This window comes from Sphingorhabdus sp., from assembly GCF_044239665.1.
Taxonomy (GTDB): Bacteria; Pseudomonadota; Alphaproteobacteria; order Sphingomonadales; family Sphingomonadaceae; genus Sphingorhabdus_B.
Map to the genome: position 1 here is coordinate 49848 of NZ_JBIIBA010000009.1, position 26168 is coordinate 76015.

General features: G+C 55.6%; 26 protein-coding genes. 11 read left to right on the forward strand and 15 right to left on the reverse strand.

Annotation, left to right across the window (positions count from 1 at the left end; translation table 11 throughout):
* Nucleotides 1-45 precede the first annotated feature (45 nt).
* Complete coding sequence (locus ACILP3_RS04505; protein WP_395615473.1) at nucleotides 46-1266, reverse strand: NADP-dependent isocitrate dehydrogenase; 1221 nt, start codon at nucleotides 1264-1266, stop codon at nucleotides 46-48.
* Between the two features lie 152 nt (nucleotides 1267-1418).
* Here ACILP3_RS04505 and ACILP3_RS04510 point away from each other — a divergent pair, with 152 nt between their 5' ends.
* The 3 genes from ACILP3_RS04510 to rmuC are packed head-to-tail and all read left to right on the forward strand — an operon-like array spanning nucleotide 1419 to nucleotide 4315.
* Nucleotides 1419-2153: a phosphatidylserine decarboxylase gene (locus ACILP3_RS04510; protein WP_395615474.1), complete on the forward strand. Its 735-nt coding sequence runs from the start codon at nucleotides 1419-1421 to the stop codon at nucleotides 2151-2153.
* Between the two features lie 32 nt (nucleotides 2154-2185).
* Nucleotides 2186-2920, forward strand: coding sequence for a CDP-alcohol phosphatidyltransferase family protein (locus ACILP3_RS04515; RefSeq protein WP_395615475.1), 735 nt, complete (start codon nucleotides 2186-2188; stop codon nucleotides 2918-2920).
* A 54-nt stretch (nucleotides 2921-2974) separates the two neighbouring features.
* Nucleotides 2975-4315: a DNA recombination protein RmuC gene (rmuC, locus tag ACILP3_RS04520; RefSeq protein WP_395615476.1), complete on the forward strand. Its 1341-nt coding sequence runs from the start codon at nucleotides 2975-2977 to the stop codon at nucleotides 4313-4315.
* Between the two features lie 3 nt (nucleotides 4316-4318).
* Here rmuC and ACILP3_RS04525 read toward each other — a convergent pair whose 3' ends face one another.
* From ACILP3_RS04525 to ACILP3_RS04555, 7 genes are read right to left on the reverse strand one after another with little or no spacing between them, the layout of a single operon-like run.
* Nucleotides 4319-5131 carry a TrmH family RNA methyltransferase gene (locus ACILP3_RS04525; RefSeq protein WP_395615477.1) on the reverse strand — a complete coding sequence of 271 codons (813 nt, stop codon included), beginning with the start codon at nucleotides 5129-5131 and terminating at the stop codon, nucleotides 4319-4321.
* Complete coding sequence (locus ACILP3_RS04530) at nucleotides 5131-5409, reverse strand: HPr family phosphocarrier protein (RefSeq protein ID WP_395615478.1); 279 nt, start codon at nucleotides 5407-5409, stop codon at nucleotides 5131-5133. Before ACILP3_RS04530 ends, ACILP3_RS04525 begins: the two co-directional genes overlap by 1 nt.
* Nucleotides 5406-5810 (reverse strand): PTS sugar transporter subunit IIA, encoded by a 405-nt coding sequence (locus ACILP3_RS04535; protein ID WP_395615479.1) that lies wholly within the window; start codon nucleotides 5808-5810, stop codon nucleotides 5406-5408. The genes ACILP3_RS04530 and ACILP3_RS04535 overlap by 4 nt, the downstream gene beginning before the upstream one ends.
* The gene (gene rapZ / locus ACILP3_RS04540) at nucleotides 5807-6772 is read right to left on the reverse strand and encodes an RNase adapter RapZ (RefSeq protein WP_395615480.1); all 966 of its coding nucleotides are present in this window, start codon (nucleotides 6770-6772) and stop codon (nucleotides 5807-5809) included. Before rapZ ends, ACILP3_RS04535 begins: the two co-directional genes overlap by 4 nt.
* Nucleotides 6769-7242, reverse strand: coding sequence for an HPr kinase/phosphorylase (locus ACILP3_RS04545; protein ID WP_395615481.1), 474 nt, complete (start codon nucleotides 7240-7242; stop codon nucleotides 6769-6771). Before ACILP3_RS04545 ends, rapZ begins: the two co-directional genes overlap by 4 nt.
* Nucleotides 7242-8822 carry a stimulus-sensing domain-containing protein gene (locus tag ACILP3_RS04550; RefSeq protein ID WP_395615482.1) on the reverse strand — a complete coding sequence of 527 codons (1581 nt, stop codon included), beginning with the start codon at nucleotides 8820-8822 and terminating at the stop codon, nucleotides 7242-7244. Before ACILP3_RS04550 ends, ACILP3_RS04545 begins: the two co-directional genes overlap by 1 nt.
* Nucleotides 8791-9498, reverse strand: coding sequence for a response regulator (locus ACILP3_RS04555; protein WP_395615483.1), 708 nt, complete (start codon nucleotides 9496-9498; stop codon nucleotides 8791-8793). Before ACILP3_RS04555 ends, ACILP3_RS04550 begins: the two co-directional genes overlap by 32 nt.
* A gap of 221 nt (nucleotides 9499-9719) precedes the next feature.
* Here ACILP3_RS04555 and ACILP3_RS04560 point away from each other — a divergent pair, with 221 nt between their 5' ends.
* A complete protein-coding gene (locus ACILP3_RS04560; protein ID WP_395615484.1) occupies nucleotides 9720-11321 on the forward strand; it encodes a phosphoenolpyruvate carboxykinase in 1602 nt (533 codons plus the stop codon).
* A gap of 126 nt (nucleotides 11322-11447) precedes the next feature.
* Here the strand turns inward: ACILP3_RS04560 and ACILP3_RS04565 are convergent, their stop codons facing one another.
* Entirely contained in the window at nucleotides 11448-11681 is a 234-nt protein-coding gene (locus ACILP3_RS04565) for an NfeD family protein (RefSeq protein ID WP_395615485.1), read from the reverse strand.
* Nucleotides 11682-12043: 362 nt separating this feature from the next.
* On the opposite strand from ACILP3_RS04565, the gene ACILP3_RS04570 reads away from it, so the two are divergent.
* From ACILP3_RS04570 to ACILP3_RS04585, 4 genes are read left to right on the forward strand one after another with little or no spacing between them, the layout of a single operon-like run.
* Entirely contained in the window at nucleotides 12044-13528 is a 1485-nt protein-coding gene (locus tag ACILP3_RS04570) for a M28 family peptidase (protein WP_395615486.1), read from the forward strand.
* A gap of 54 nt (nucleotides 13529-13582) precedes the next feature.
* Nucleotides 13583-15043: an IMP dehydrogenase gene (guaB, locus tag ACILP3_RS04575; RefSeq protein WP_395615487.1), complete on the forward strand. Its 1461-nt coding sequence runs from the start codon at nucleotides 13583-13585 to the stop codon at nucleotides 15041-15043.
* 3 nt (nucleotides 15044-15046) lie between these two features.
* Complete coding sequence (locus tag ACILP3_RS04580) at nucleotides 15047-16228, forward strand: RsmB/NOP family class I SAM-dependent RNA methyltransferase (protein WP_395615488.1); 1182 nt, start codon at nucleotides 15047-15049, stop codon at nucleotides 16226-16228.
* A 35-nt stretch (nucleotides 16229-16263) separates the two neighbouring features.
* On the forward strand, nucleotides 16264-16785 hold the full coding sequence (locus ACILP3_RS04585) for a hypothetical protein (protein WP_395615489.1): 522 nt from the start codon (nucleotides 16264-16266) through the stop codon (nucleotides 16783-16785).
* Nucleotides 16786-16795: 10 nt separating this feature from the next.
* On the opposite strand, the gene ACILP3_RS04590 is transcribed toward ACILP3_RS04585, so the two are convergent.
* Both ACILP3_RS04590 and ACILP3_RS04595 read right to left on the reverse strand, forming a co-directional pair.
* Nucleotides 16796-17281 carry an RNA pyrophosphohydrolase gene (locus tag ACILP3_RS04590; RefSeq protein ID WP_395615490.1) on the reverse strand — a complete coding sequence of 162 codons (486 nt, stop codon included), beginning with the start codon at nucleotides 17279-17281 and terminating at the stop codon, nucleotides 16796-16798.
* Nucleotides 17278-18237: an alpha/beta hydrolase gene (locus tag ACILP3_RS04595; protein ID WP_395615491.1), complete on the reverse strand. Its 960-nt coding sequence runs from the start codon at nucleotides 18235-18237 to the stop codon at nucleotides 17278-17280. The genes ACILP3_RS04590 and ACILP3_RS04595 overlap by 4 nt, the downstream gene beginning before the upstream one ends.
* A 376-nt stretch (nucleotides 18238-18613) precedes the next feature.
* Between ACILP3_RS04595 and ACILP3_RS04600 the strand changes: the two genes are divergently transcribed.
* Together ACILP3_RS04600 and ACILP3_RS04605 are read left to right on the forward strand one after the other, a co-directional pair.
* Nucleotides 18614-19573, forward strand: coding sequence for a metal-dependent hydrolase (locus ACILP3_RS04600; protein ID WP_395615492.1), 960 nt, complete (start codon nucleotides 18614-18616; stop codon nucleotides 19571-19573).
* A complete protein-coding gene (locus ACILP3_RS04605; protein WP_395615493.1) occupies nucleotides 19570-20967 on the forward strand; it encodes a cryptochrome/photolyase family protein in 1398 nt (465 codons plus the stop codon). The genes ACILP3_RS04600 and ACILP3_RS04605 overlap by 4 nt, the downstream gene beginning before the upstream one ends.
* 143 nt (nucleotides 20968-21110) lie before the next feature.
* Here ACILP3_RS04605 and ACILP3_RS04610 read toward each other — a convergent pair whose 3' ends face one another.
* Together ACILP3_RS04610 and purF are read right to left on the reverse strand one after the other, a co-directional pair.
* Nucleotides 21111-21821 carry an SDR family NAD(P)-dependent oxidoreductase gene (locus tag ACILP3_RS04610; protein WP_395615494.1) on the reverse strand — a complete coding sequence of 237 codons (711 nt, stop codon included), beginning with the start codon at nucleotides 21819-21821 and terminating at the stop codon, nucleotides 21111-21113.
* 2 nt (nucleotides 21822-21823) lie between these two features.
* Nucleotides 21824-23281 (reverse strand): amidophosphoribosyltransferase, encoded by a 1458-nt coding sequence (gene purF, locus ACILP3_RS04615; protein WP_395615495.1) that lies wholly within the window; start codon nucleotides 23279-23281, stop codon nucleotides 21824-21826.
* A 128-nt stretch (nucleotides 23282-23409) separates the two neighbouring features.
* On the opposite strand from purF, the gene hisI reads away from it, so the two are divergent.
* Nucleotides 23410-23769, forward strand: a complete 360-nt coding sequence (hisI, locus tag ACILP3_RS04620; RefSeq protein ID WP_395615496.1) for a phosphoribosyl-AMP cyclohydrolase — start codon at nucleotides 23410-23412, stop codon at nucleotides 23767-23769.
* A gap of 42 nt (nucleotides 23770-23811) precedes the next feature.
* On the opposite strand, the gene ACILP3_RS04625 is transcribed toward hisI, so the two are convergent.
* Nucleotides 23812-25029, reverse strand: a complete 1218-nt coding sequence (locus ACILP3_RS04625; protein ID WP_395615497.1) for a dihydroorotase family protein — start codon at nucleotides 25027-25029, stop codon at nucleotides 23812-23814.
* Nucleotides 25026-26021 carry an aspartate carbamoyltransferase catalytic subunit gene (locus tag ACILP3_RS04630; protein WP_395615505.1) on the reverse strand — a complete coding sequence of 332 codons (996 nt, stop codon included), beginning with the start codon at nucleotides 26019-26021 and terminating at the stop codon, nucleotides 25026-25028. The genes ACILP3_RS04625 and ACILP3_RS04630 overlap by 4 nt, the downstream gene beginning before the upstream one ends.
* Nucleotides 26022-26168 lie beyond the last annotated feature (147 nt).

Sequence of the window (26168 nt, forward strand, 5' to 3'; positions counted from 1 at the left end):
GCGGGAGTTGCCCCCCGCGCTCTTATTTATTCAAATGCTCTGGATTTACATCCAGCTGCCCATTTTGATTTCGAGATTGGCACGAACTTGCTCAAAAAACTGTTCTGTGGTCATCCAAGCCTGATCTGGGCCGATAAGGATCGCGAGATCCTTGGTCATATGGCCGTCTTCAACGGTTTGAATGCACACTTCTTCCAGCGTTTCGGCAAAGCGCGTGACTTCGGGCGTTTCGTCAAACTTCCCACGGAATTTAAGGCCGCCCGTCCATGCGAAAATGGACGCAATCGGGTTGGTTGAGGTTGCCTTACCTTGCTGATGCTGGCGATAGTGGCGCGTAACCGTGCCGTGCGCGGCTTCGGCTTCAACGGTCTTGCCATCTGGTGTCATCAGAATGGAAGTCATCAGGCCAAGCGAGCCAAAACCCTGCGCAACCTGATCAGACTGCACGTCGCCGTCATAATTCTTACATGCCCAAATGAACTTACCCGACCATTTCAGCGCCGATGCGACCATGTCGTCGATCAAACGGTGCTCATAGACAATGCCCAGTTCCTTGAACTTTGCCGCGAATTCGGCTTCGTACACTTCTTGGAATAGATCCTTGAAGCGGCCGTCATAATATTTGAGGATGGTGTTCTTAGTCGACAGATATACGGGCCATTCGCGCGTTACGCCATAGTTCAACGACGCACGGGCAAAGTCGCGGATAGAATCGTCGAGATTGTACATCGCGAGCGCCACGCCGGGCGAAGGGTAACGGAAAACCTCTTCGTCAATTTTCTGCCCATCATCGCCATCCCATACGAGACGCAGCGTTCCGGGTCCGGGAACTAGGAAATCCGTAGCGCGATATTGGTCACCGAAAGCATGACGCCCAATGACGATGGGGTCCGTCCAGCCCGGGATCAAGCGTGGTACGTTGTCGATGACGATTGGTTCGCGGAAAACTACGCCGCCCAAAATGTTACGGATGGTGCCATTAGGCGACTTCCACATTTTCTGCAGGCCGAATTCTTCGACGCGCGCTTCATCTGGCGTAATTGTGGCGCACTTTACGCCGACACCGAATTCGCGGATGGCGTTGGCAGAATCGACGGTGACCTTATCATTGGTCTTGTCGCGATATTCCATGCCAAGGTCGTAATATTTTAGATCAACATCGAGATATGGCAAAATGAGTCGCTCACGGATCCATTCCCAGATGATCCGTGTCATTTCGTCGCCATCAAGCTCGACGACTGGGTTTTTGACCTTAATTTTTGCCATGGTAGAAAGCACTTTCCATTAGGGAGATGGGATGTTGAGCGGTGCCATAGCAAAGTTTGTCATATGTTCAACTGCATCCCCCAAATTGTCTGAAAAGGGCTGAAATGGCATCTTAGGTTGTAAGATGGCGGCGCATCCCCTAGCTAAGGCTCATGAGCAGACAAGAATTGACAAACCGGGGTGCCGGGGTTGCGAAATGGTCGTTTCCGCCGATCCATCCTGAGGGCCGCAAGTTCGGCCTTATCGCCGCAGGTATAACCCTGTTTTTTGCCTTCATGGCATGGGAAACGCTGGCTTGGCCTATGGCAGCCGTCACCGTGTGGACACTGGCCTTCTTTCGCGATCCTGCGCGTACGACGCCAATCGACGAGCGGTTTATCGTGGCACCCGCCGATGGGCTTGTCACGTTGATCGAACAAGTCCTCCCGCCACTGGAATTGCGCGGACCGGATGGTTTGGGTGACCAGCCCATGACGCGCGTTTCGATTTTTATGAGCGTGTTTGACGTGCACATCAACCGGACACCCATTCGCGGCACTATTAAGCGCGTTGTGTATATCGCGGGCAAATTCCTCAACGCCGACCTTGATAAGGCCAGTGAAGAAAATGAACGCCAACATTTTCTCGTGGAACGCAGCGATGGCGTGCGCATTGGCTTTACGCAAATCGCTGGCTTGGTCGCCCGCCGCATCGTCGCTTTTGTGAAAGAAGGTGACAGCGTCGCCAATGGGCAGCGGGTCGGCTTGATCCGCTTTGGCAGCCGCGTTGATGTGTATTTGCCGCATGGGACGGCGTCGCGGGTCATCAAGGGCCAGCGTTGCGTTGCCGGGGAAACGGTTCTCGCCGAAATCGGCGTTGATCAAGACCTGATCGCCGTCGCGCATTGATGGACGCGCATCCTTCCCGTCCTGGCATATCCTTGCGCGCACTTGCGCCGAACGCGGTCACCGCGCTTGCGCTGTGTACGGGATTGTCGGGTGCATGGTTTGCCATGCAGGGCCGCTGGGAAAATGCCGTTGCCGCAATCGTGATTGCTGGCGTGCTCGACGCCATGGATGGCCGTATCGCGCGGATGTTAAAGGGGGAAAGCCGTTTCGGGGCTGAACTCGATTCGCTTTCGGATGTGATTGCTTTCGGCGCCACGCCTGCTTTGATTATATATATTTGGGTCATGCAGGATATGCCGCGTTTTGGCTGGACCATATCGGTATTCTTTGTGCTGTGTGCAGCATTGCGTCTGGCCAGGTTTAACGCACAAATTGATACCGAGAACCAGCCGCACAAGTCCGCTGGATTTAATACAGGTGTTCCATCGCCACCGGGCGCAGCGCTGGCTTTACTGCCAATGATGGTCTGGTTTGAAACTGGCGCAGATTGGGTGCGCGATTATCGCTTTCTTGCGCCATGGCTGTTGCTGTGCGCGCTGTTAATGATTTCCAATGTTGCGACTTACAGCTGGTCTTCAATCAAGGTGCGGCGCAGCCTGCGCTTTATGGCGTTGGCAGGCGTGGGCCTGTTTACCGCAACCTTGGTTGCGGCACCATGGGTTGCGCTCATCGGTGTCGGCGTCATTTACGTTGCCCTGCTGCCGCTGAGCATGATGAGCTACGCCCGGGTTAAGAAGTCGAGCCGGAACTCTGCCGAAGCCACTTGACCTCCGCCCTGCACGGGCTATGTTCTATTTTCGTTCTAATTTGGGAGATGGCCGTTGGAGCCGTTGATTGTCATTGCCGTGGTGATTTTTGCCTTGCTGGGCGGGCTGCTGCTGGGCTGGTTTGCCGGCAGCCGCGCTGGCAAAGCAGGGCATGAAACGACCGCGCAGTTGCGGGCGATGTTGGATCAGGTGGTGGTCGAACGGGACAGCGCAAAGGATCGCTTGGCACGGCTTGAAACTAGCCTGGAAGAACGCGAGCGGAGCTTTGAAGAACAAATCGCGGCGTTGGGCGATGCGAAGGAAAACCTGTCCGCACAATTTGGCGAGATTGGGCAGAAATTATTGGGCGAGGCGCAGGCGGCGTTCCTGCAGCGCGCCGATGAACGTTTCCATCAGGCCGGCGAGAAGAATGAGGAAAGGCTAAAGCAATTGCTTGGCCCTGTAGGCGAAAAGCTGAAGGCCTATGAAGAGCAGGTCGGCAAAATCGAGAAGGATCGGACCGAAGCTTATGGCGACCTGAAGGGGTTAATCGGCGAAATGCGCTTGGGGCAGGAACGTGTGTCGAGCGTTGCTTCGGGGCTGATGAACTCCTTGCGCAATGCGCCCAAGGCGCGCGGTCGCTGGGGTGAGCAGCAGTTGAAAAATGTACTCGAAAGCTGCGGCCTGTCTGAACATGTCGATTTTGATTTGGAAACCAGCATCGATGTTGGCGATGGTTTACGACTGCGGCCCGACGCGGTCATCCATGTCCCCGGCGGCAGGACGTTGGTGATCGACGCGAAAGTGTCGTTGAATGACTATCAGGACGCATTTGATTCGGTGGACGATGATGTGCGTGCAGTTGCCATGGCGCGCCATACGCAATCAATGAAGAACCATATCGATGGGCTGTCGCGCAAAGCTTATTGGGATCAATTTTCCGAAGCGCCCGATTATGTCATCATGTTTGTTCCTGGCGAACATTTTCTGGCGGCTGCATTGGAGCATGAGCCCCAATTGTGGGACTTTGCCTTTGACAAAAAAGTGTTGTTGGCAACGCCGACAAACTTGGTCGCAATCGCCCGCACGGTTGCCAGCGTCTGGCGGCAAGAAGGGTTAGCGCGCGAGGCCAAGCAAATCGGGGCGCTTGGTAAGGAAATGTACGACCGTATTGCGGTTGCCGCGCAGCATTTGAAATCAGTCGGCAGCGGGCTGTCGTCGGCGGTGAATAACTACAATAAATTCGTCGGTAGCTTCGAACGCAATGTCATTTCAACGGGCCGAAAATTTGCCGATCTGAACATCGAAACCGGCAAGCGTGAGTTGGAAGACATCCCTATGGTCGAGGCTTTGCCCCGTTATGGCGAAGGGGAAACGTCGCCACCGATTGAGGATCAGCGCGACGCTAATGCGTGAGGCTTAGCCGGCTTCGGAATGCCGAAACTGGTTTAGGACCTCATAAGCCATAACGGCGGTCGCGACAGCCGCGTTTAAGCTGTCCGCCTTGCCACGCATCGGCATTTTGACGCGTAGGTCGCATTCGGCTTCATAATCATCGGGCAAGCCCTGCGCCTCATTGCCCGTTAGGATGAAGCATGGCGCGCTGTAGCGGGCGGCTTGATAGTCAGTGTCGGTTTGCAGGCTGGTGCCGACCAATTGGCCTGCGCCCGCACGCAGCCATGCCGTGAATTCTTCCCACCGGCATTGCACGACCTTTTGCGTGAAAATGGCGCCCATGCTCGCGCGGACGGACTCAACAGAAAATGGATCCGTGCAATCATCAATCAGGATCAGTCCGCCAGCCCCCACCGCATCGCCCGTACGCAACATCGTGCCAAGATTACCCGGATCACGCATGGATTGCGCTACAAGCCAGATCGGTGCTGCCGTGCGGTCCACATCTGCCAAAGCAGTTCCATGGTCCCGATAGACGCCAACCACGACCTGAGCGTTATCCTTGCCTGACAGTTTTGCCATGATTTCGGCGCTGGTTTCGATAACATCGCCGCCGTTGCCGAGCACTTCGGCTTCCAATGCAACCTCAAGTTCATGCACTGGCCGATCTTTAACGCGAAACAGCATTTCGGGAAGAAATCCCGCCTCCCGCGCCTCGGTCATAATGCGCAGCCCTTCGGCAAGGAACAGCCCAGCACGTTTGCGGAGCTTCTTTTCACGAAGCCCGCGTATTTCCTTTAACAGCGGATTGGAGAATCCGGTGATTTCACGGCGCATCAATCTTCGCCAAAACCGTCGACAACCAACCCGACCAGCTTTTCAATCGCGAGTTCGGCCTGTTCACCGTCGACATGAATGATAATTTCGCTACCCTTGGCCGCGCCCAACATCATGAGCCCCATGATGGACGTGCCAGCCACGGACTGCCCATCTTTCTCGACTTCAACCTTGATCCCTTCGGGTAAGCGGGACACGAACGTTACAAATTTGGCGCTGGCGCGGGCGTGCAGGCCCTTTAGGTTAACTATAGTGACGGTGCGGCTAATCCGCGTCATCGTGAAGCTTCAAGCACTTCAGAAGCAACGCTGATATATTTGCGTCCAGCTTCACGCGCGGCGGCGACCGCCTCTTTTACGTCTAGATTTTTGCGCGCGCTATCAAGCCGAATGAGCATGGGTAGGTTGACGCCTGCGATTACCTCAACACGTCCGCTATCGAGTAAGGAAATGGACAGATTTGACGGCGTTCCACCGAACAGATCGGATAAGATGATAACGCCTTTGCCGCTATCCACCTTTTTGATGGCAGCCGCGATGTCATTGCGGCGCGCTTCCATATCATCATGCGGGCCGATGCAGATAGTCGCAACGTCCTTTTGTGGCCCGACAACATGTTCAAGCGCAACAAGAAACTCGTTCGCCAGTTTGCCATGCGTGACTAAAATCAAACCGATCATGTGATATAGCTGCCTTGTCGCGACGTTAATCTGTCTGCGCCGTTAGCAGGCTCTTCCAGCGCGTCAATTGGTCTTGATGTCAGATCGCGATGTGCAACCGTTAAGGCAAAGCCATCTTCACGCAGCCAAGTGCCAAAAGTTTCCGCAACATGCACAGACCGATGACGCCCACCCGTGCACCCAAAGGCGATGTTGATATAAGCTTTCCCCTGCGCATCGTAGAGCGGTAGCAGGAATCGCAGCAGGTCACGGATTTTCAGCATAGCTTCATCATATTTCGGATCGGCAGCAACATAATCGGCAACCGCCATATCCAACCCTGTCATGGGCCGTAAATTGCTGTCCCAATGCGGGTTCCGCAAAAATCGCAAGTCGAATACCAGGTCGGCATTGTGCGGGACGCCGCGTGAAAAGCCAAAGCTGGATACCGTGATATTAGAGTGCGGAGACGTATCGCTGCTGAACCGTTCGCGGATGACGACTTGCAAATCATGCGCCGACAGCTTGCTTGTATCAATCACGGCCTCCGCCCATCGCCGCAATGGCTCCATCACAGTCCGGTCAATGGCGATGCCGTCGAGCGCGGGTCGGTCTTGGGCCATGGGGTGGCGGCGGCGGGTTTCTGCGTAGCGACGTTCAATTTCGGCGCCCGCGCAATCCAAAAACAGCGTCATTATTTCGAGATTAGGTTGCGCCTGCAGTTTTCTGATTTGTCGGATCAGCGCCTCGGCATCAAAACCGCGTGTCCGACTATCAAAGCCCAGCGCCAGCGGAATATCTGGTCCATTTTCACCGCCCGACGCAGGAATTTTTAGCAGCTGGCCTGCCAGCTTAATCGGAAAATTGTCGACCGTTTCCCAGCCCAGGTCTTCCAGTGTTTTCAGTGCGGTTGTCTTGCCGGCCCCGGACACACCAGTAATCAGCAGGATTTTCTGCGGTTCGGATGTTGTGTTCTGGGTCATATTGTTACGCTTTCATTGGACGCGACAACTGCGTTTGCCACCGGCTGCAATGCAGCGTCAATGACCGACCGGAGCGCCCATTCCACCTTTAATGCACTGCTCGCCTGAAATGGATCCAGCTTGAACATCGGCACCGAAAATCGCGCTATGGTTGCGCTCTGATGTTCCGGCGGCATGCGTTCCACGTCCTGCGCGAATTGCACTATTAGGCGCAATGGTGCGGAATGGACGAAATCGACTGGGCATATCCCGATACCACGCACTTCTATTTTCCCAGCTATGTTGGGCGCAATGGTCAGTTGCGGCAAGCCATATCTGTTTTCGATGAGTATTATATCGTCGCAGATCAGCTTTGCGCCGCGGTCAATCAGGCGAAGCGCTAGGTCTGATTTTCCGCTGCCGGACGGTCCCAGCAATAGCACCCCGTTTCCATCAATTGCAACGGCGCTTCCATGTACCATGTCCGACATTAGCCTGTTGCCGCCGCCGCGCAGGGTAGGGTGATTTCGAAGCATGCTCCGCCTTTGCCATCGACCCGGTCACGCACCTCAATGCGTCCATGATGCCCCTCGATAATTGTTCGCGCAATGGCAAGGCCAAGCCCGCTATGCTGACCAAAATTCTCGGTCGCTGGCCGTTCGCTGTGGAAGCGTCGGAAAATGGCCTCCCGCTCTTGTGGGGGCACTCCAGGGCCTTCATCGCTGATCCAGATGATGACGTTTTCATCAGCAAGCGTCGCGGATATTTCGACGACTGCCCCGGGAGGTGAGAAGGACACTGCATTGTCGATCAAGTTGGTCAACATACGTTCAAGGCGGACATCTTCACCCATCACGGTTGCGATTTTCCGGCGTGGCCGCGCAAAGGCAATGTTGACGCCTTTGTCGCTGCCTCGGTCTTCGCGTGCCTGAAGCAATTGTTCGATCATGTCGCCAAGGTCGATGGGTTCAAACTTCGCTTTGGCCAGTTGCGAATCCACACGGCTGGCGTCCGAAATGTCGCTGATTAAGCGATCCATGCGCTGAACGTCGGCCTTTGCAACATCCATCAATTGTTTGCGCAACTTGGGGTCTTCAATCCGCTCTGCGCCATCAAGTGCGGAACGCAAAGATGCCAGCGGATTTTTAATTTCATGCGCGACATCGGCGGCAAAGGCTTCTGTGGCATCTATCCGTTGGCGTAGCGCTATGCTCATATCCGAAAGCGCGCGAGCCAACATGCCAATTTCGTCGCGGCGCGAGGGCAGGCGAGGAACGGTAACCTCTTGCGCGCGCCCAAGCCTAACTTTTACGGCTGCGCGGGCCAGATGGCGCAAAGGACGCACGATAGTGCGGGCGAGAAATACGGAAAGCATAACGCCAATGGCCAGCGCAAATAGGAAAAACATGCCGACGTTGAAGCGCTCTGCCCGGACGAACAAACGGATATCGCGTTCATTGGCGGTGGTAAGCACCGTAAAGCTGCGGTCGCGCGCTGTTGAGGCTGCGCTAATCATGTGCGTGAGGTCGGGTGCAAAACGGACCATCGAAGCGGCTTTTAAAGGCGTTGCCGCGCGCATTTCTGGCCAAGCGGAAGGCGTGTCTTTCACAGGCTCAACATAGCGTTCCAGCTTAGCCGCGCCGACGAGGAAATCGAATAAGACGTCGATCCAGCGTGCCGCAATTTTGGGCCAAGGTTCGCGGTCGGGGTCGCGAAAGACGTAAACGGGTTCACGGCCTGCAAAGCTATCTAATATTTTCGTCCCATCTTGGTCATAAACACGGATCCGCGACAGGTTTAATTGACCGAATTTGGCGATATAATCGTCCCGCTTTTCCGTGGCGATAAATGGCAGGCTGGATACCAAGAAGCTCGCCTGAACACGGGCTGCGTTTTCACGCTCTGCAATTAACCGGACGCGATAGCTGTCGAGAAAGAACAGACCGGCACCCAGCAGAGCAATTACAAAGAGGTTAACGGCAAGTATTCGGGCGGTCAGCGATAACCCCCGGCTCCATCCCAACTGAAGATCAGCGGGCTCAGCTGTCTGCGAAGCGATATCCGGCCCCATAAAGCGTATCAATAGCAGTGAATTCAGGGTCAATTTCACGGAATTTGCGCCGGAGCCTTTTGATATGGCTGTCAATGGTGCGGTCATCCACATAGACATCGTCCTGATAGGCCGCGTCCATCAGCTGATCACGGGTACGCACGACCCCGGGTCGATTGGCCAGCGCCTCAAGGATCATGAACTCTGTCACTGTAAGTGTAAGCGAACTGCCGTCCCATTTGACGTGATGCCGTGCTGGGTCCATTTCCAGCTTGCCGCGCACCATAGGTTCTGGTTCCGGCTCCGCCTCGCCATTGCCAGCGGCCTTGTCGTAGCTTGCGCGCCGCAAAATCGCTTTTACGCGTGCAATCAACAGGCGTTGCGAAAATGGTTTGGTTATATAATCGTCAGCACCCATGGCGAGGCCAAGTGCCTCGTCCAGCTCCTCATCCTTTGACGTCAAGAAGATGACAGGCATATCGCTTTTTTCACGCAGCCGCCGCAGCAGCTCGAGCCCGTCCATACGCGGCATTTTAATGTCGAAAATACCGAGGTCTGCTGGATTTTCGAACAATGCCTTTAACGCGGTTTCGCCGTCCGCATAAATCCGCGTCACAAATCCTTCTGCCTGCATCGCAATCGATACAGAGGTCAGAATGTTCCGATCATCATCAACCAGGGCGATATTGGCGCTCATCCCCTAACTATAGGGTGGCAATGTCGGGGGTTCAATCTATTGCTCATTCTATGCAAAGTCTGCCGTGGATAACCTTTGTCCATTAGGGTCAGGACCACTTAGGTTCAGGACCACCTAAATGATGTTGCCCCTATTTGACCTTCTATGACGCATCGTATAACGGCAGCGCCATAAAAGTGCATACGTATGCACTAGATTCGCAATTTTTGCCGGAGCATATAATGTCGACACCACTGAATATCTCACTTTCGCAACAGGGTTTCGGCACGGATGCCACACTGTTTTGTAATCTTGGCACGGCGCCATTGGTGGAAGCCGCGCTCGCCAATTCAGAAGGCATATTGGCCAAGGATGGCCCGCTTGTTGTCAAAACTGGCACGCATACTGGCCGCTCGGCGAAGGATAAATATATTGTTCGTGATGCCGAAACTGAAAACAGCATCTGGTGGGGCAAGACCAATGTCGCGATGGATCCCGCGCATTTCGCCGCGCTGAAGGAAGATTTTATTGCGGCGCTTGGCGGTAAAGACAAATTATACGTCGCTGACCTGTTCGGCGGGTCCCAGCCTGAGCATCGCGTCAATGTGCGCGTTATCAACGAATTTGCGTGGCATAACCTGTTTATTCGCACCTTGCTGGTGCGCCCGTCGCCGCAGGAATTGGCAAGCTTCATACCCGAATACACCATCATCGACCTGCCAAGCTTCCGCGCTGATCCCGCGCGCCATGGCTGCCGCAGCGAAACTGTGGTCGCGGTAAACTTCACTGAAAAGCTGATCCTGATTGGTGGCACCGCTTATGCTGGTGAAATGAAGAAGTCGGTGTTCGGCATCCTCAATTATTTGCTGCCGGTAAAGGGCGTTATGCCCATGCATTGTTCCGCCAACATTGGTGCGGATGGTCATACCGCCGTGTTTTTTGGCTTGTCAGGCACCGGAAAGACCACCTTGTCGGCTGATGCCAGCCGAACATTGATTGGCGATGATGAACATGGCTGGTCTGACACCGCCGTTTTCAACTTTGAAGGTGGTTGCTACGCCAAAATGATTCGCCTGTCGCCCGAAGCCGAGCCGGAAATTTTCGCCACAACCAAGCGTTTTGGCACCGTGCTCGAAAATGTGGTGATTGATCCAGAAACACGCGAATTGGATTTCGACGACAATAGCCTCGCCGAAAACAGCCGTGGTTCTTACCCCATCGAATTCATCCCGAACACGTCGGAAAAGAATATGGGCCCTGTGCCCAACACGATTATCTTCCTGACCGCTGATGCCTATGGCGTGCTGCCTCCTATCGCGCGGTTAACCCCCGATCAGGCGATGTATCACTTCCTTTCGGGCTATACGGCGCGCGTTGCCGGGACCGAAATTGGCGTAACGGAGCCGGAGGCGACATTCTCCACCTGCTTTGGCGCACCATTCATGCCGCGTCACCCAAGTGTTTATGGCAATTTGTTGAAAGAGCGTATTGCCAAGGGCAATGTCCAATGCTGGTTGGTCAACACCGGCTGGACCGGTGGCAAGGCAACGATGCCCGGCATCAGCCGCATGCCGATCAAAGCCACACGCGCGCTGTTGAACGCGGCGTTGGATGGCAGCTTGAACAATGCCGAATTCCGCAAGGATCCCAATTTTGGCTTTGAATTCCCGGTTGCGGTAAAAGGCGTCGATAGCGGCATCCTTGATCCACGTGCGGCATGGTCCGACAGCGCGGAATATGACGTGACCGCGCAAAATCTGGCGCAGCAATTCATCGATAATTTCGCGCAATTTGCCGACCATGTTGATGAAGGTGTAAGGCAGTCGGCACCTCAGGTTCGTTAACCTGTCCAGATAGGCCGGACCCGTTAGAGGGTCCGGTGTCCGGTCATTTCAGGATGACGCGCTTCTGCTGCCCTAAATGCCGCCGCCGCGGTCGTTGCATTGGGCATCTTTGGTTTTAAAGCATATTTACTGCTGAAATTTTTTGCCCGCAAAGACGGTCAAGACGGACAATATGAGGAACATTGCGACTTGATAGGCAAGGGTGATGGGCAGGAAATAGTCCGCTGCGCCCACAATTAATGCCGCCAGGCCAACCCATATTAGGAAGCGACCCCGCGCAACCCATTCTGCCAATACTAAGAAGAGCCCAAGCGAAAGCCAGAACCAGTGCGTTGATATTGTGTCGAGCCAATCAGCCATTTATTTCCCCTATATTGTTAAGTTAGAGACCGCAAATAATACCGACGGCTTAGGGTGAGGGCCCATTATATCCACCTTCCTGGTTTGAGGTCATTTTGACGCCGCGAAGGTGTATTTAAATGTTACCGACGCTAGCCCTGAACTTACTCCTTCCCAATAGGATTATGATCGCTGATCTGGCCTTTGGCCCAGATCCAGCGGCGGTTGCCGAAACGGGAGAATAAATTGCGGCGAACCGAGGGGGTGCGCAACGAATTAAGGGTCGCATGATTGAATCGATGCATGTAGAGCAAGCGAAATAGACGATAGAACGTTTCCGACATGCGATAGGTGGCGTGATATCCTGATCCGGAGCGATACATATGCGCCTTGCCCGTTTTGCCTTTCTTGTAAGCGTCGCCGCGCTGGCTTCCGGCCCATTATCTGCAAAAGGCGTAACCGAAGCGGATTTGCGCGGCCATATCGAGATATTAGCCAGTGATGCATTTGAAGGGCGCAAGCCGGGCACGGCGGGTGAGGCCAAGACGGTAAAATATATTGCCGAAGCATGGGCTAAAGCGGGGCTAAAGCCTGCGGCATCTGATGGTAGCTGGTTTGACCCAGTGCCGCTTATTCAACGCGGGCAGGGCAGTTCTACTTATGGGTTTACCGCAAAGGGCCGCAAATTGCGGATCGTGTCAGATGATATTGTTTTGATCGGTCAGCAAGCGACCTATGCGCGCAGCAATCTGCCATTGATATTCACAGGCGCAGGCGTGACATCGAACGGTAAGGTGGCCGCTGACGTCAAGGGTAAGGCGGCTGTTGTGCTATTTGGTGCCGACAATGTGCCCGACAATATGAAATCACCGCGTGCGCGCCGCGAGGCCTTGATTGCGGCGGGCGCAGAAGCGGTCATTTTCGTGGGCGATAGCCAAGGCAATTGGCCAACATTGCGCCGTCAGCTTTTATCGCGCCCAATCACACTTGAGACCCGAGAGAAACGCGCGCCATTGGAAGGCGCCATCAGCAGCGAGTTCATGGTCGGTTTGGTGACAGCGGCTGGACAGGATTGGGATAAGTTGCGCGCCAACGCCAAACAGGCCGATTATGTGGGCGAAGCGCTTGGCATTGACGCCGATCTGGACGTGAAAACCGATCTGTATCGTTTCAACAGTTCAAACGTCATCGGCAAGATCGCTGGGCGCAAAAAGAACAGCGGTGCGCTGTTGTTCATGGGGCATTGGGACCATCTGGGCATTTGTGGCCCCGAAGGCGCGCCCGACCGTATTTGTAATGGCGCAGTCGATAACGCCAGCGGCATTGCGGTGATGAACGAAGTTGCCGAAGCTTTGGCAAAGAAGAAGCATGACCGCGATATCTATTTTCTGGCGACGACAGCAGAGGAGAGCGGTTTGCTGGGTGCCTATGCCTTTGCCGATAAACCTGTGCTGCCTTTGGACCAGATCATATTGTCGTTAAATGTCGACACCATCGCGATTGCTCCACGCGGGTCGAAGGTGGCGATTATTGGTCGGGGAACAACGCCGCTCGATGCCGAGGTTGAAGCCGTGGCAAAGAAGATCGGGCGTGCGATTGACGGTTCAACCGATGCTAATGCCTTCCTTCAACGGCAGGACGGATGGGCGCTGACGCAAAAGGGTGTTCCTGCGTTGATGGTGGGCGGTTCATTCGCCGACTTAAACCTGTTGCAGAAATTTTTGGGTAGTGACTATCATGGCCCCAATGACCAGTTGACCGACAGGACGGAATTGGGCGGTGCAGCCGAAGATACCGACCTGCATATTGCACTTGGCCGCCACTTTGCCGACACGCGAAAATATAAATCGAAGAAGGCTGGCGAATAAACCGGTTACTGTTTACATGGGCCGCCACGAATCAAAGCTTAAAGCGGTGGCCCCATGAAAGAAATTCCCCTCGGTCTGACATTTGACGACGTGCTGTTGCAGCCCGGCGCGTCCGACATTTTGCCCAGCCAAGCGGACACGCGGACGCGGCTGACCAAAAGCATTGCATTGAATATTCCCGTTTTGTCATCAGCCATGGATACGGTGACCGAGGCGCGTATGGCCATCGTCATGGCGCAGTTGGGCGGCATTGGTGTTTTACACCGCAATCTCAGCATCGAAGAACAATGCGCAGCGGTGCGTCAGGTAAAGCGTTTTGAAAGCGGCATGGTCGTCAATCCCATCACCATTGCGCCAGATGCAACTTTGGCGGAAGCGCAGGCGTTGATGTTGGCAAATGCCATTTCTGGCATTCCGGTGGTCGAAGCGAGCGGCAAGCTTGCGGGCATATTGACCAACCGCGATGTTCGCTTTGCGGAAAATCCGGCGCAGCCTGTGTCCGAGCTGATGACGCACGAAAATTTGGCGACGGTGTCGGCGTCGGTCACTCAAGAAGAAGCCCGCCGTTTGCTGCATCAGCGACGGATTGAGAAATTGTTGGTTGTCGACGATGCCTATCATTGCATTGGGCTGATTACGGTCAAGGATATCGAGAAGGCCGTTCTTTACCCCAATGCCACCAAGGATGGCGCCGGACGGTTGCGCGTCGCCGCAGCGACCACCGTGGGTGAAAAGGGCTTGGCCTATACAAAGGCGTTAATTGACGCGGAATGTGACCTGATCGTCGTTGACACCGCGCATGGTCATAGCGCGATGGTTGCCGCTGCGGTTGCCGAAATCAAGCGCATGGCGCCAGAGGTTCAAATTGTTGCTGGCAATGTCGCAACCGCCGCTGCCACCCGCGCTTTGATTGATGCGGGCGCAGATGGCATAAAGGTTGGCATTGGCCCTGGGTCAATCTGTACCACCCGCGTGGTTGCGGGCGTTGGCGTGCCGCAATTGACGGCAATCATGGAATCGGCAGCCGAAGCCGCAAAATCCGGGATACCGGTGATCGCCGATGGCGGTTTGCGGACATCGGGCGATGTTGCCAAGGCGCTTGCGGCGGGTGCGTCTTCGGTGATGGTCGGATCTTTGTTGGCGGGCACCGAAGAGGCACCGGGCGAGACATTCCTATATCAAGGCCGCGCCTATAAAAGCTATCGCGGCATGGGCAGCGTCGGGGCGATGGCGCGCGGATCCGCAGACCGCTATTTTCAGCAAGATATCAAGGACCAGCTTAAGCTGGTTCCCGAAGGCATTGAGGGGCAAGTGCCCTTTAAAGGGCCCGCACGTGATGTCATTCATCAGCTTGTCGGCGGCGTCAAGGCTGCCATGGGTTATACAGGTTCGCGCACCATCGCTGACCTTCAGGAACGCGCGCAATTCGTGCGCATCACCAATGCCGGATTACGGGAAAGCCATGTTCATGACGTTACCATTACACGCGAAGCACCTAATTACCCGACGCGTTAAGACATGAGGCCCGCTGCGCGCCTACAATCGGCGATTGAGCTGGTGGACCAGATCATCCTTGCGGCCCGCGATGGCGGTGCGTCCGCAGACCAGATTGCCAAACGCTTTTTTGCCGAGCGGCGCTATGCGGGGTCAAAGGACCGCCGCGCTGTGCGCGATTTGGCATGGGGTGTTATCCGGCGCTTTGGCAAGCGACCGGCAACCGCGCGCTCGGCCTTCGCCGCGATGGCGGATGTGGACCCAGAATTGGCCGCTTTGTTCGATGGTAGCGATTATGGCCCGGCAGTTATTGACCCGGCGGAGGCGCGATCAACGGGCGGCGCTTTGCCCAAATGGATAAAGCCTTTATTCTCTGAACATGTCGATGAAGCAGAGCAAGCATCCTTGCTGGACCGCGCGCCGATGGACCTGCGCGTCAATGCGTTAAAGGCCCGTCGGGACGAAGTCGCCGCGTTGCTGCCGGAGGCGGAAAAATTGCCAGCGCTCGAATTTGCGCTGCGTTTACCCGGCGGCACGGCGATCGACAGCCACCCTGCGGTTGAAAATGGGCAGGTCGAAATTCAGGATTTGGGAAGCCAGCTCATCGTCGAGGCCTGTCAGGCCAAGGGGCTTGGCACGGTGCTTGACCTGTGCGCTGGTGCAGGCGGCAAGACGCTTGCCTTGGCTGCAGCGATGCGCAACGCTGGACGCTTAATTGCCACCGACACCAACCGGAATCGTCTGGACCAGCTAAAACCGCGTGCCGCACGGGCAGGGGCGACAAATGTCGAAACACGATTGCTGAACCCAAATAAAGAGAAGGATATGCTGTCTGACCTTAAGGGCGGCTGCGACCTTGTGCTGATCGACGCGCCTTGCTCTGGCAGTGGGACGTGGCGGCGGAATCCCGAAACGCGCTGGCGTTTGGACTCTGCACGGTTGAAGCGTGTGGTTGATGAACAGGCCAAGCTGCTGGACATTGGGTCGGAAATGGTCGCGCGCGGCGGGCATTTGGTTTATGCTGTATGCTCGCTCATCGAAAATGAGGGCAAGGGACAAGTGGCAGCGTTTTTGAAATCGCATAATGGCTGGCGGGCGGTGGAAACCGGGGTTTCCATGGGCCGTGCCGATGGCGATGGTGTGCTGCTGACGCCTTTACATGACACTAGCGACGGATTTTTCTTCGCGAGGCTTCAAAAGCTGTGATAGCGAAGCGAGTGAAAAATATTTGGATATTGATTATGCGTTTTTCTCCCGCGGCCATTGCCCTGTCACTCACGCTCGCTGTTATGTCGAGCGCCAGCATTAGCGGACGGGCGGATAAAGATATTGATGCGCGTTCAATCGCTTTGGTGAAAACTGGCGATGAAGAAGCCAGCGCTGGCCGAGTCGATAGCGCCATCGGTTGGTATGAAAGCGCGCTTGCCGTAGATCCGCGCAACCGCGCCGCTTATGTCGCCATGGCGCGCGCCGTAAAGGGCCAAGGGTTGAACGGGAAGGCTATCGGATTTTATACAGAAGCGCTTGAGATTGATCCCAACGACCAGATCGCTTTGGCGGAGCAAGCCGATGCCTTTATTGCAAAAGGCGCGCTGGAACAGGCACGCAAGAATATGGCCCGTCTGACCAATGTGTGCCGTGCCGATTGCGGTTCTGTAGACAGGCTTTCGCTCGCCATCGACGCTGCGTCTCGCAAAGAACAGGCGCAGGCAAGCGCGGTTGACCTGAAAGCGAAATTAGGCGCAATAGCAGAGCCTAAATAGGGTCGTGGCCCTAAATCAGGTCGGAAAATTCGGCGAGAATATTTTCGTACAACCGCTTTTTAAACGGCACGATAAGTTGCGGCAAACGGGGGGCGTCCACCCATTGCCAACTACTAAACTCCTGATGCTCGGTTTCAATGTTGATATCGCCATCTGTACCCTTGAACCGCATCAAAAACCACATTTGCCGCTGACCGCGATATTTGCCCTTCCAGATCCGGCCAATCATATCGTCGGGTAGGTCGTAAAAATGCTCATCCTTGCTACGGGCCAGAACATCCACCAAATCAGCGCGAACGCCCGTCTCTTCGAATAATTCGCGTAATGCGGCGGCTTCGGGGTCTTCGCCGTCGTCAATGCCGCCCTGCGGCATTTGCCATGCGTCAGTGTCTTCGGGCTTGTCCAGGCGTTGCCCTACGAATATCTTGCCTTGCATATTTGCAAGCATGATGCCCGCGCAAGGGCGGTAAGGGAGTTCATCAAATATAGCGGTCATGCGGCGAGCGTTACTTCAGCGAGCATGATTTTCAAAGCCTTGATATAGCCGTCAACATCATTTTGGACCGAAGGAATGGCTTGGCGAATGTTGATATGGCCGTGGATATTGCCATCGGCGCTGATATGTTGGACGCGCACACCCGCTTGTTTCAGCTTTTCGACATAAGCGAGGCCCTGATCCCGCAAGGGGTCAAGGCTGGCTGTGGTCACCAGGCTGGGCGGCATGCCTTCTTGTGGGAAGTTTAGCGGTTCCGAGCGATAGTCTCCCGGCACCGCTGCATGGCCTTCGCCGAAATAGGTCATGGCTTCTTCAGTCAGCAAATAACCATTGGCAAATTTGCGCATGCTTGGCCAGTCGGGGTCAAGTGTGACGACGGGGTAAATGGGAAACTGCACCAGCACCGGTACAGCAGCAGGTTTGTCGCGCAGGGCCATGGTGGTCACAATGGTCAGGTTGCCACCCGCGCTATCGCCTGATGTGATGAGGCCTGTTACCGTAAGGCCCAATTCCGCTGGGCTAGACGCGATCCACCGCGTTGCCGCTTCGCAATCTTCCGCAGGGGCGGGAAAGGGATATTCCGGCGATAGACGATAATCGATGGAGATGACGGGTAGGTCGAGCAAACGCGCAACTTCGGCGCAATAAGGCGCATAGGTATATAGGCTGCCAATCACAAAACCGCCGCCATGGTAAAACACCATGGCCGGGCCAGGGCCACGGTCGGGGCGGCTGTCATAAACCTGGGCGGGGATTGTTCCTGCAGGACCGGGAATGTCTATATCGCGCATGACGGCCAGTTCACCCACTGGCGCATCGGCGACATCGCGCATCGCGGACGTGATAGCGCGGGCTTCATCGGCGGAAACCTCCCAAAATTTAGGACCGGGAACGGCATTCAAAAATTGCAGGAACAAGGCCACGTCGGGGCGAACAAAAGGTGTGGTTTCAGGCATTTGTATCTCCATGTTCAAAGCCTAATAGGTCGGCTGTCGAGGCAGGTCCAGCATATTGGGTCGTAAGGCGATTTGGTTCGTACGAAGGCAGGCAGAATAGAAGAAGTGGCAAACGCCGCGTCCGTTCGGGTTACGTCCTTCGATAGGGTCGGGATGTGGGATACGCCTGAGCGGCGTGCAGCCTTGATATGGCCGTTTACCCTTAGTTATCTTCGTCTTTTTTTGGAATGACGAGGTAGGGCAATCTGCTCAAACTTGTTTATTTTTTCTCTCCGCGTCCTCTGCGCCTCTGCGTGAGTCCATTTTGTGTGCACAAAATCCGCATAGCGATAACGCCGTATTGCCATTCTGGCACCATTCCGCCAGCAGCGGAGATATGGATAATCTCACACATAGCCTTGTCGGCGCGCTCATTGGGCAAATGGGGTTCAAGCGGAAAACGGGACTTGCGATGCCGACGCTTGTTATCGCGGCGAACATCCCGGATATCGACGCCGTGGCGACCTTGCTTGGCGGGCAACAGCATCTGGCCTTGCGGCGGGGGTTGACGCACGGGCCGATTGCGATGTTGGTTCTGCCGCTTTTGCTTTGGGGTATCATGCTGTGGTTTGACCAGTGGCAGGCAAAACGCGGTAAACGGCCGGAAAAGCGGTTGCCAGTACATAAGGGCTGGCTGCTGGTCTTGGCCTATATCGGCTGCCTCAGCCATCCCTTGTTGGATTGGTTCAACAGCTATGGCATTCGTTTGCTGGAGCCGTTTTCTAGTCAGTGGTTCTACGGCGATACTTTGTTCATTATCGATATCTGGTTATGGGCCGCATTGATTGCCGGTGTCTGGATGTCGCAACGTCGTGAACGTCTTGGCACAAGCTGGCGCGCGCCGGCCTTGGTGAGCTTCACGGCCATTTGTGCGTATATTTTGGCCAATGGCCTGATAACTGGCCACGCGGAGCAATTGACGGTGAAGGCCGTGCGGCAAAAGCATGACCTTGTTCCCACTTTGGTGGTCGCAAACCCCGTTCCCGTGAAATTCTGGAAACGGGAAATGCTGTGGCGCGACGACAGATATTATGGGCAGGGCATTTATACGGCGTTCGATGACGTCCGCATCGATGACAATGCACGTGCGCATCACATGGGCGTGGACGATAAGCGGTCGTTTGCGGCAAATGTCGTTGATCAGTCACCTTTGCTTTTCTGGTCCCGCATGCCCGTCGCGCAAATCCTAAGTGCAGGCGATCAGAAGATGTTGAAAGTGTCCGACCAACGCTTTGTCGACCCGATGGTTGGTGATCGGTTTTCTGTATCCTTTCCAATCGGAGATGAGGGCAAATGACAGCACCTATGATAGTCTGGTTCCGCCGTGATTTACGCCTATCGGATCAGCCAGCATTGGCGACTGCGGTAGCTAGCGGCGCGCCGATCATTCCGGTTTATATCCTCGACGACGACACGCCAAAGCATCGCAAGATGGGGGCTGCTTCGCGCTGGTGGCTGCACCACAGTCTGACGGCGTTGGATTCGGATTTACGGGCGCTTGGGTCAAGGTTGATCTTGCGGGCGGGCAAATCTGACGAGATTTTGTGCGCATTGGCCGAAGAGACCAAGGCTGCGGCGATACATGGCATCCGCCATTATGAACCATGGTGGCGCAATGCCGAAAAAGCGGTCGCGACCGGATTGCACGAGGGTACGGCGTTTGTGTGCCATGATGGCAATTATCTGCTTCCCGCCGGCAGCGTGACCACGGGCAGCGGCGGGCAGTATAAGATTTACACGCCGTTCATGCGCGCTTTGTGGCAGCATATGCCTCCGCCAGCGCCATTGGCACCGCCCACGCAACTCGCTGCGCCGGAGCACTGGCCAGCGAGCGAGGATATCGTTGCATGGAACTTGCTACCGACCAAGCCCGATTGGTCGAGCGACATGGTTGGCATGTGGACGCCCGGTGAGGCGGGAGCCAAAAAGCGGCTGGAGGATTTTGTCGACAAGGCAAAATTCTATGATGAGAAACGCAACCTGCCGTCGGTCGAGGGCTCCTCCTTTCTGTCCGCGCATTTGCACTTTGGCGAGATTTCGCCTGCGGCTTGCTGGCATGCAACCATGCAGGCGGGTGGCTCGGTGGATGTGTTCCTCAAAGAACTGGTCTGGCGGGACTATGCGCAGAATGTCATTGTCCAGATGCCGGAATATGGCGGAAAAAATGCGCGCGAGGCTTTCGACAGGCTGCCGTGGCGCGATCTATCCGATCCATCGGTAAAGGCCGATTTTGTCGCATGGACCAAGGGCAAGACAGGCTATCCCATCGTCGATGCCGGAATGCGGCAATTATGGGCAACAGGTTGGATGCACAACCGCGTGCGCATGATTGCGGCATCGTTCTTGGTCAAACATCTGCTGATTGACTGGCGCGAAGGCGAGAAGTGGTTTTGGGATACTTTGGTCGATGCCGATTATGGCAGCAATAGCGTGAATTGGCAGTGGACCGCTGGCACGGGTGTCGACAGCAACATGTTCGTGCGCATCATGGCGCCGTTGTCGCAATCGGAGAAATTCGATGCCGCACGCTATATTCGTGAATGGGTGCCTGAATTGGCGGAGCTGCGCGAGCCCTATATCCACGATCCCGATGAATATGGCGCGCGCCCGAAAAGCTATCCGCGCAAGATTATCGGGCATAAAGCGGCGCGTGAGCGGGCGTTGGCTGCATTTGTTGCAACGAAAAATTAATCGACCCACAACCCTTGTCATTCCCGCGAAAGCGGGAATCCATGGCCGAAGCCGTTCGCGAAAACGGCACACTTGGTCTAAATTGGGTCGTCAGCCTATGGATTCCCGCTTTCGCGGGAATGACAAATTTTGATTTGGTAAAGCTAACCCTCAACCACCAACCTGTGCCCGGTCGTGAACTCGTTCGCCAGCAAAGCGCAAATCGCATCCGCGACAACCGAGGGCTCTTTGACCGTTGATGGGTCTTCGCCCGGATAGGCCGAAGCGCGCATTTTGGTACGTGTGCGGCCTGGGTCAACGATTGCGGTGCGGACTTGCGACAGGTTTTTGACCTCATCGCCATAGCATTCGACCAAATTTTCCAAAGCCGCTTTTGATGCCCCATAGGCGCCCCAAAACGCCCGCGGGTTTGCGCCAACGGAGGAGGTTAGCGCCACTAATCGGCCTGCTTCGCTTTTGCGTAACAAGGCATCAAATGATGCAATCATCACTTGTTGTGCCGTGACGTTCAATGTGAATAATCGCGCAAATTCTGCGCCATCAATCGCGGGCACTGGGCTTAAGGTCCCCAGCATGGCAGCGTTCAATACAAGAATATCGAGCTTACCCCAGCGTTCGGTGACGGCAACTGCAAGCCGCGCAATGCTGTCACCATCGGTCAGGTCTAAAGGTGCTATTGTGGCATTGCCGCCGGCGTTAAAAATTGCGTCTTCGACAGCCTCAAGATGTTTTGCCGTCCGCGCGGTCAGAATCACATGTGCGCCTTGGGCCGCCAGCGCCGTTGCCGTCGCCGCGCCAATCCCGCGACTTGCACCGGTTACCAGCGCAATTTTGCCTGCAAATGCTTTCGTCATGGTTATGCCAGTTTTTGGTCGCCAAGCATCATGAGGTCGCTCGCCTCATGCTCCTCATGGTCGGTCAGGGTGGTGGGATAATCGCCTGTGAAGCAGGCATCGCAATATTGCGGCCTGTCCGTATGGCGCGAATCTTCGCCAAGCGCGCGATAAAGGCCGTCAATGGACAAGAATGCGAGGCTGTCGGCCTGAATAAACTGTCGCATTTCTTCGACATCCATGTGGCTGGCGAGCAGTTTCGAGCGCTCGGGGGTATCCACGCCATAAAAGCAGCTGTTCATCGTTGGAGGACTTGCAATGCGCATATGCACTTCAGCGGCCCCTGCTTCACGCATCATCTGCACGATTTTCAAAGATGTTGTGCCGCGCACGATGGAATCGTCGATCAGGACAATGCGTTTGCCCGCGACGAGATTACGGTTGGCGTTATGCTTTAACTTCACACCCAAATGGCGGACGCCGTCGCCGGGTTGAATGAAGGTGCGGCCGACATAATGCGAACGGATAATGCCAAGCTCAAAGGGAATTTTGGCAGCTTCGGCATAGCCAATGGCCGCAGGCGTGCCGCTATCTGGCACTGGAATGACATAGTCTACATCAATGCCATTTTCGCGCGCAAGTTCAGCGCCAATCGCCTTGCGGACCGAATAGACGCTGATGCCTTCGACGATCGAGTCGGGGCGTGAGAAATAGACATGTTCAAAGATGCACGGGCGTTGTGAAATGGGAATGAACGGCTTGTGCGAGTGGATTTCCGTTCCACGTACCACAACCAGTTCGCCCGGTTCGACCGAGCGGATAAATTCCGCGCCAACAATATCCAGCGCAACGGTTTCCGAAGCAAAGATGATGGTGTCGCCAAGCTTGCCCATGACCAACGGCCGAATGCCCAATGGGTCGCGGCAGGCAATCATACCCTCTGTCGTCAGGCACAGGAGCGAATATGCGCCCTCGACCCGTTTCAGCGCATCAATCAATCGGTCGAGCAACGTCCGGTAACCGGAGGTCGCGACCAGATGGATGATGACCTCGGTGTCGGATGTGGACTGGAAAATTGAACCACGACGCACAAGGTCGCGGCGTAGGGTCATCGCGTTCGAGATATTGCCGTTGTGCGCAATAGCGAACCCGCCGGTGGCAAGATCGGCATATAAAGGCTGCACATTGCGCAGTGATGTTTCGCCGGTCGTTGAATAACGCACATGGCCAATGGCGCAGCGCCCGACCAAACCGCCGATGATTTCTTCACGGTCAAAATTGCCCGCGACATGGCCCATCGCCCGATGCGTGTGGAAATCATGCTCATCAAAGCTGGTGATGCCCGCTGCCTCTTGGCCGCGATGCTGCAGCGCGTGAAGGCCGAGCGCCACCATCGCAGAAGCACCTTCCGTGTCATAGACACCGAAAATCCCGCATTCCTCACGCAGTTTGTCATCATCAAAAGGGTCGGTGGTCAGCATATATCGAATCCCGCTGCGCTTCGCTGCGTCGCCTATAGGCATGGCTGTTACAATTGTCTCCCCCTTGTCGTGTGATTGTAACAAAGAAAATGTTGGCGAGGCAAAGATGGTTGGGTTACGAACCCAATATGACCGACGAACGAGAGAGCGGATGGACGCTTGACCCCAAATATGACGCCAATGGATTGGTGACTGCCGTCATCACGGATGAAGCCGATGGCACCGTGTTAATGGTCGGGCATATGAATGCAGAGGCGCTTGCAAAAAGCATGGAAAACCAATGCGTTACATTCTTTTCGCGCAGCCGACAGCGGCTATGGCAAAAGGGTGAAAGCAGCGGCAATGTCTTGCATATTGTCGAAATGCGCATCGATTGCGATCAAGACGCCATATGGATAATTGCGCGCCCCCAAGGTCCAACCTGCCATACTGGAGCAAGAAGCTGCTTTTATCGCAAGGTGACCGATGGGGGCTTGGAGCCCGTTTGAATGCGGCGTCAATGCGGCGGGCGCGGCACTGGGTGCCTAAGCCTAGATAAGCTTCCCGCCCTTTAGCATGTGCCGAACGCGGCCTTGAACGGGCAAGCGGTCGAAGGGTGTGTTGCCAGCCAGCGCGGCCATGCGGTCACCATCGACCTGCCACGGTGCATCAGGGTCGATCAGAATCAGGTCCGCCTCTTTACCTTCCAGTATTTGGCCTGCGTTTAATCCCAATATCTTTGCCGGGTTTGACGCGAGTAATTCAAACATACGGCCCATCGAAATCACATTATCGCGCACGAGGTTGAGCGACAGCGCCAGCAATGTCTCTGCTCCCGCCATGCCGGGCGCGCTTTCGGAAAAAGGCAGGCGCTTGTCCTCCGGTCCGCGCGGGTCATGGCCCGACGCAATGACATCAATCGTGCCATCGGCAATCGCGGCAATAGTTGCCAGCCGGTCGCTTTCGGATCGCAGCGGCGGTGAAAGCCGCGCAAAAGTGCGGAAATCCGAAATCGCGTTGTCGGACAGGAACACATGTGCGGGCGTGATTCCGCAGGTGACGCGCAGGCCCTTCGCCTTTGCCGCACGAATAAGGTCAAGGCCGCGTGCGGTGGTGACTTGCCGGAAATGGACATGCGCGCCGCTTTCTTCCGCCAACATCAGGTCGCGGGCGATGGCAAGTGTTTCGGCAATGATTGGCGCGCTTGAAAGGCCAAGCAAAGTGGCTGTTTCGCCCGCCGTAGCTACCGCATGGCCGGCTATTCCTGAATCCTCATTATGCAAGATGACGGGAAGGTCTAAAGCGGCGCAATAATGCATGATGCGGAGCATGACGCCGCTGTCGGATATCCATTTGCGGCCCGTCGCCACACCCACAGCGCCCGCTTCTTTCATCAGCGCAATTTCCGCCATATGAAGCCCATCAAGGCCTTGAGTTGCGGCGGCAAGGGGGTGAACCCATAGGTCGGGCTTACCCTTCAATGCGGCAAAGCGGACGGTCGCTGGATCGTCATGCACAGGCGATTGATCGGGCATCAATGCCGCGCGGGTTATCCCGCCAAATCTGAATGCCGGTTTATCGGTTTTGAACACACCCAAATCAATGATGCCTGGGGCAACGATCAACCCGCTGGCGTCGATATGTTCGGCCATCGGCGCCGCCTTGCCGAGCGAGGCAATTTTGCCGTCCTCGATATGCACATGCAGTGGCTCTGCTCTATCCGCGCCGGGCAGGATGACCTTGCCTTGAATGATGTTCACGCCAGTCATGCCCAGCCCTCCTGACCGCGCGCCTTGCGGGTCAATATGTCGAGACAGGCCATTCGCACGGCAACGCCCATTTCGACTTGCTCCGTAATGGCCGAGCGCTCGACATGGTCAGCGACGCTACTGGCAATTTCGACGCCGCGGTTCATGGGGCCGGGGTGCATGACGAGCGCGTCGGGCTTGGCCAACGCTAACCGACGTTCATCGAGGCCATATAAATGGAAATATTCACGTGGCGACGGGATGAAATCGCCCTGCATCCGCTCGCTTTGTAGGCGCAGCATCATGACGACATCGGCCCCGTTCAGTGCGGCGTCGAAATTACTAAAGGGAATGGCTCCAAATGCCTCAATCCCGCTGGGCATGAGGGCAGGGGGCGCAACCACGCGCACGTCCGCGCCAAGCGATTTGAGGCAAAACAGATTGGATCTTGCCACCCGGCTGTGCAGAACGTCGCCGCAAATGACGACGGTTTGACCTTCGACCGTGCCCTTGCGGCGCAGGATGGTCAGCGCGTCTAACAAAGCTTGCGTCGGATGCTCATGGCTGCCGTCGCCAGCGTTGAGGACAGGGCAGTCGACCTTGCTTGAGATTAATTGGACCGCACCGGAACTGCCGTGGCGAATCACAATGGCGTCGGCGCGCATGGCGTTCAGCGTCATGGCCGTGTCGATAAGCGTTTCGCCCTTTTTCACGCTCGATTGCGCCGCGTGCATATTCACTACGTCCGCGCCAAGCCGCTTTCCGGCGATTTCAAACGACAACAAGGTGCGCGTTGAATTTTCGAAAAAGGCGTTGATGATGGTCAGGCCGGACAGCGTGTCAGAATGTTTTGCCGCGCCAGCCCGGTTGAGGGCAACCCATTGCTCCGCCTCTTTGAGGATGTAGAGAATTTCCCACGACTGAAGTCCAGCGATACCAAGCAAATGCTTGTGCGGAAAGGCATCCGACCCGCTTGGAAAGCTGTCGGCTGCGAAGGGTGTTGTCCATGTCATTAAAGCGATGCCCTTAATGGGAATTTGGCTGAGACTCAAATGATTTGTCAGCGTGTTCCCAGCCGAATAATATTTCACCCGTCATCCTGAACTTGTTTCAGGATAACGCACGACAGTTGCCTGTTATGCTGAAACAAGTTCAGCATG

Excerpts from the sequence above, each read along its gene's own strand:
- ACILP3_RS04505 (WP_395615473.1), bottom strand. The coding sequence starts at position 1,266 with ATGGCAAAAATTAAGGTCAAAAACCCAGTCGTCGAGCTTGATGGCGAC.
- ACILP3_RS04510 (WP_395615474.1), top strand. The coding sequence starts at position 1,419 with ATGAGCAGACAAGAATTGACAAACCGGGGTGCCGGGGTTGCGAAATGG.
- ACILP3_RS04525 (WP_395615477.1), bottom strand. The coding sequence starts at position 5,131 with ATGCGCCGTGAAATCACCGGATTCTCCAATCCGCTGTTAAAGGAAATA.
- ACILP3_RS04530 (WP_395615478.1), bottom strand. The coding sequence starts at position 5,409 with ATGACGCGGATTAGCCGCACCGTCACTATAGTTAACCTAAAGGGCCTG.
- ACILP3_RS04535 (WP_395615479.1), bottom strand. The coding sequence starts at position 5,810 with ATGATCGGTTTGATTTTAGTCACGCATGGCAAACTGGCGAACGAGTTT.
- rapZ (WP_395615480.1), bottom strand. The coding sequence starts at position 6,772 with ATGACCCAGAACACAACATCCGAACCGCAGAAAATCCTGCTGATTACT.
- ACILP3_RS04545 (WP_395615481.1), bottom strand. The coding sequence starts at position 7,242 with ATGTCGGACATGGTACATGGAAGCGCCGTTGCAATTGATGGAAACGGG.
- ACILP3_RS04550 (WP_395615482.1), bottom strand. The coding sequence starts at position 8,822 with ATGGGGCCGGATATCGCTTCGCAGACAGCTGAGCCCGCTGATCTTCAG.
- ACILP3_RS04555 (WP_395615483.1), bottom strand. The coding sequence starts at position 9,498 with ATGAGCGCCAATATCGCCCTGGTTGATGATGATCGGAACATTCTGACC.
- ACILP3_RS04560 (WP_395615484.1), top strand. The coding sequence starts at position 9,720 with ATGTCGACACCACTGAATATCTCACTTTCGCAACAGGGTTTCGGCACG.
- ACILP3_RS04565 (WP_395615485.1), bottom strand. The coding sequence starts at position 11,681 with ATGGCTGATTGGCTCGACACAATATCAACGCACTGGTTCTGGCTTTCG.
- ACILP3_RS04570 (WP_395615486.1), top strand. The coding sequence starts at position 12,044 with ATGCGCCTTGCCCGTTTTGCCTTTCTTGTAAGCGTCGCCGCGCTGGCT.
- guaB (WP_395615487.1), top strand. The coding sequence starts at position 13,583 with ATGAAAGAAATTCCCCTCGGTCTGACATTTGACGACGTGCTGTTGCAG.
- ACILP3_RS04580 (WP_395615488.1), top strand. The coding sequence starts at position 15,047 with ATGAGGCCCGCTGCGCGCCTACAATCGGCGATTGAGCTGGTGGACCAG.
- ACILP3_RS04585 (WP_395615489.1), top strand. The coding sequence starts at position 16,264 with ATGCGTTTTTCTCCCGCGGCCATTGCCCTGTCACTCACGCTCGCTGTT.
- ACILP3_RS04590 (WP_395615490.1), bottom strand. The coding sequence starts at position 17,281 with ATGACCGCTATATTTGATGAACTCCCTTACCGCCCTTGCGCGGGCATC.
- ACILP3_RS04595 (WP_395615491.1), bottom strand. The coding sequence starts at position 18,237 with ATGCCTGAAACCACACCTTTTGTTCGCCCCGACGTGGCCTTGTTCCTG.
- ACILP3_RS04600 (WP_395615492.1), top strand. The coding sequence starts at position 18,614 with ATGGATAATCTCACACATAGCCTTGTCGGCGCGCTCATTGGGCAAATG.
- ACILP3_RS04605 (WP_395615493.1), top strand. The coding sequence starts at position 19,570 with ATGACAGCACCTATGATAGTCTGGTTCCGCCGTGATTTACGCCTATCG.
- ACILP3_RS04610 (WP_395615494.1), bottom strand. The coding sequence starts at position 21,821 with ATGACGAAAGCATTTGCAGGCAAAATTGCGCTGGTAACCGGTGCAAGT.
- purF (WP_395615495.1), bottom strand. The coding sequence starts at position 23,281 with ATGCTGACCACCGACCCTTTTGATGATGACAAACTGCGTGAGGAATGC.
- hisI (WP_395615496.1), top strand. The coding sequence starts at position 23,410 with ATGACCGACGAACGAGAGAGCGGATGGACGCTTGACCCCAAATATGAC.
- ACILP3_RS04625 (WP_395615497.1), bottom strand. The coding sequence starts at position 25,029 with ATGACTGGCGTGAACATCATTCAAGGCAAGGTCATCCTGCCCGGCGCG.
- ACILP3_RS04630 (WP_395615505.1), bottom strand. The coding sequence starts at position 26,021 with ATGACATGGACAACACCCTTCGCAGCCGACAGCTTTCCAAGCGGGTCG.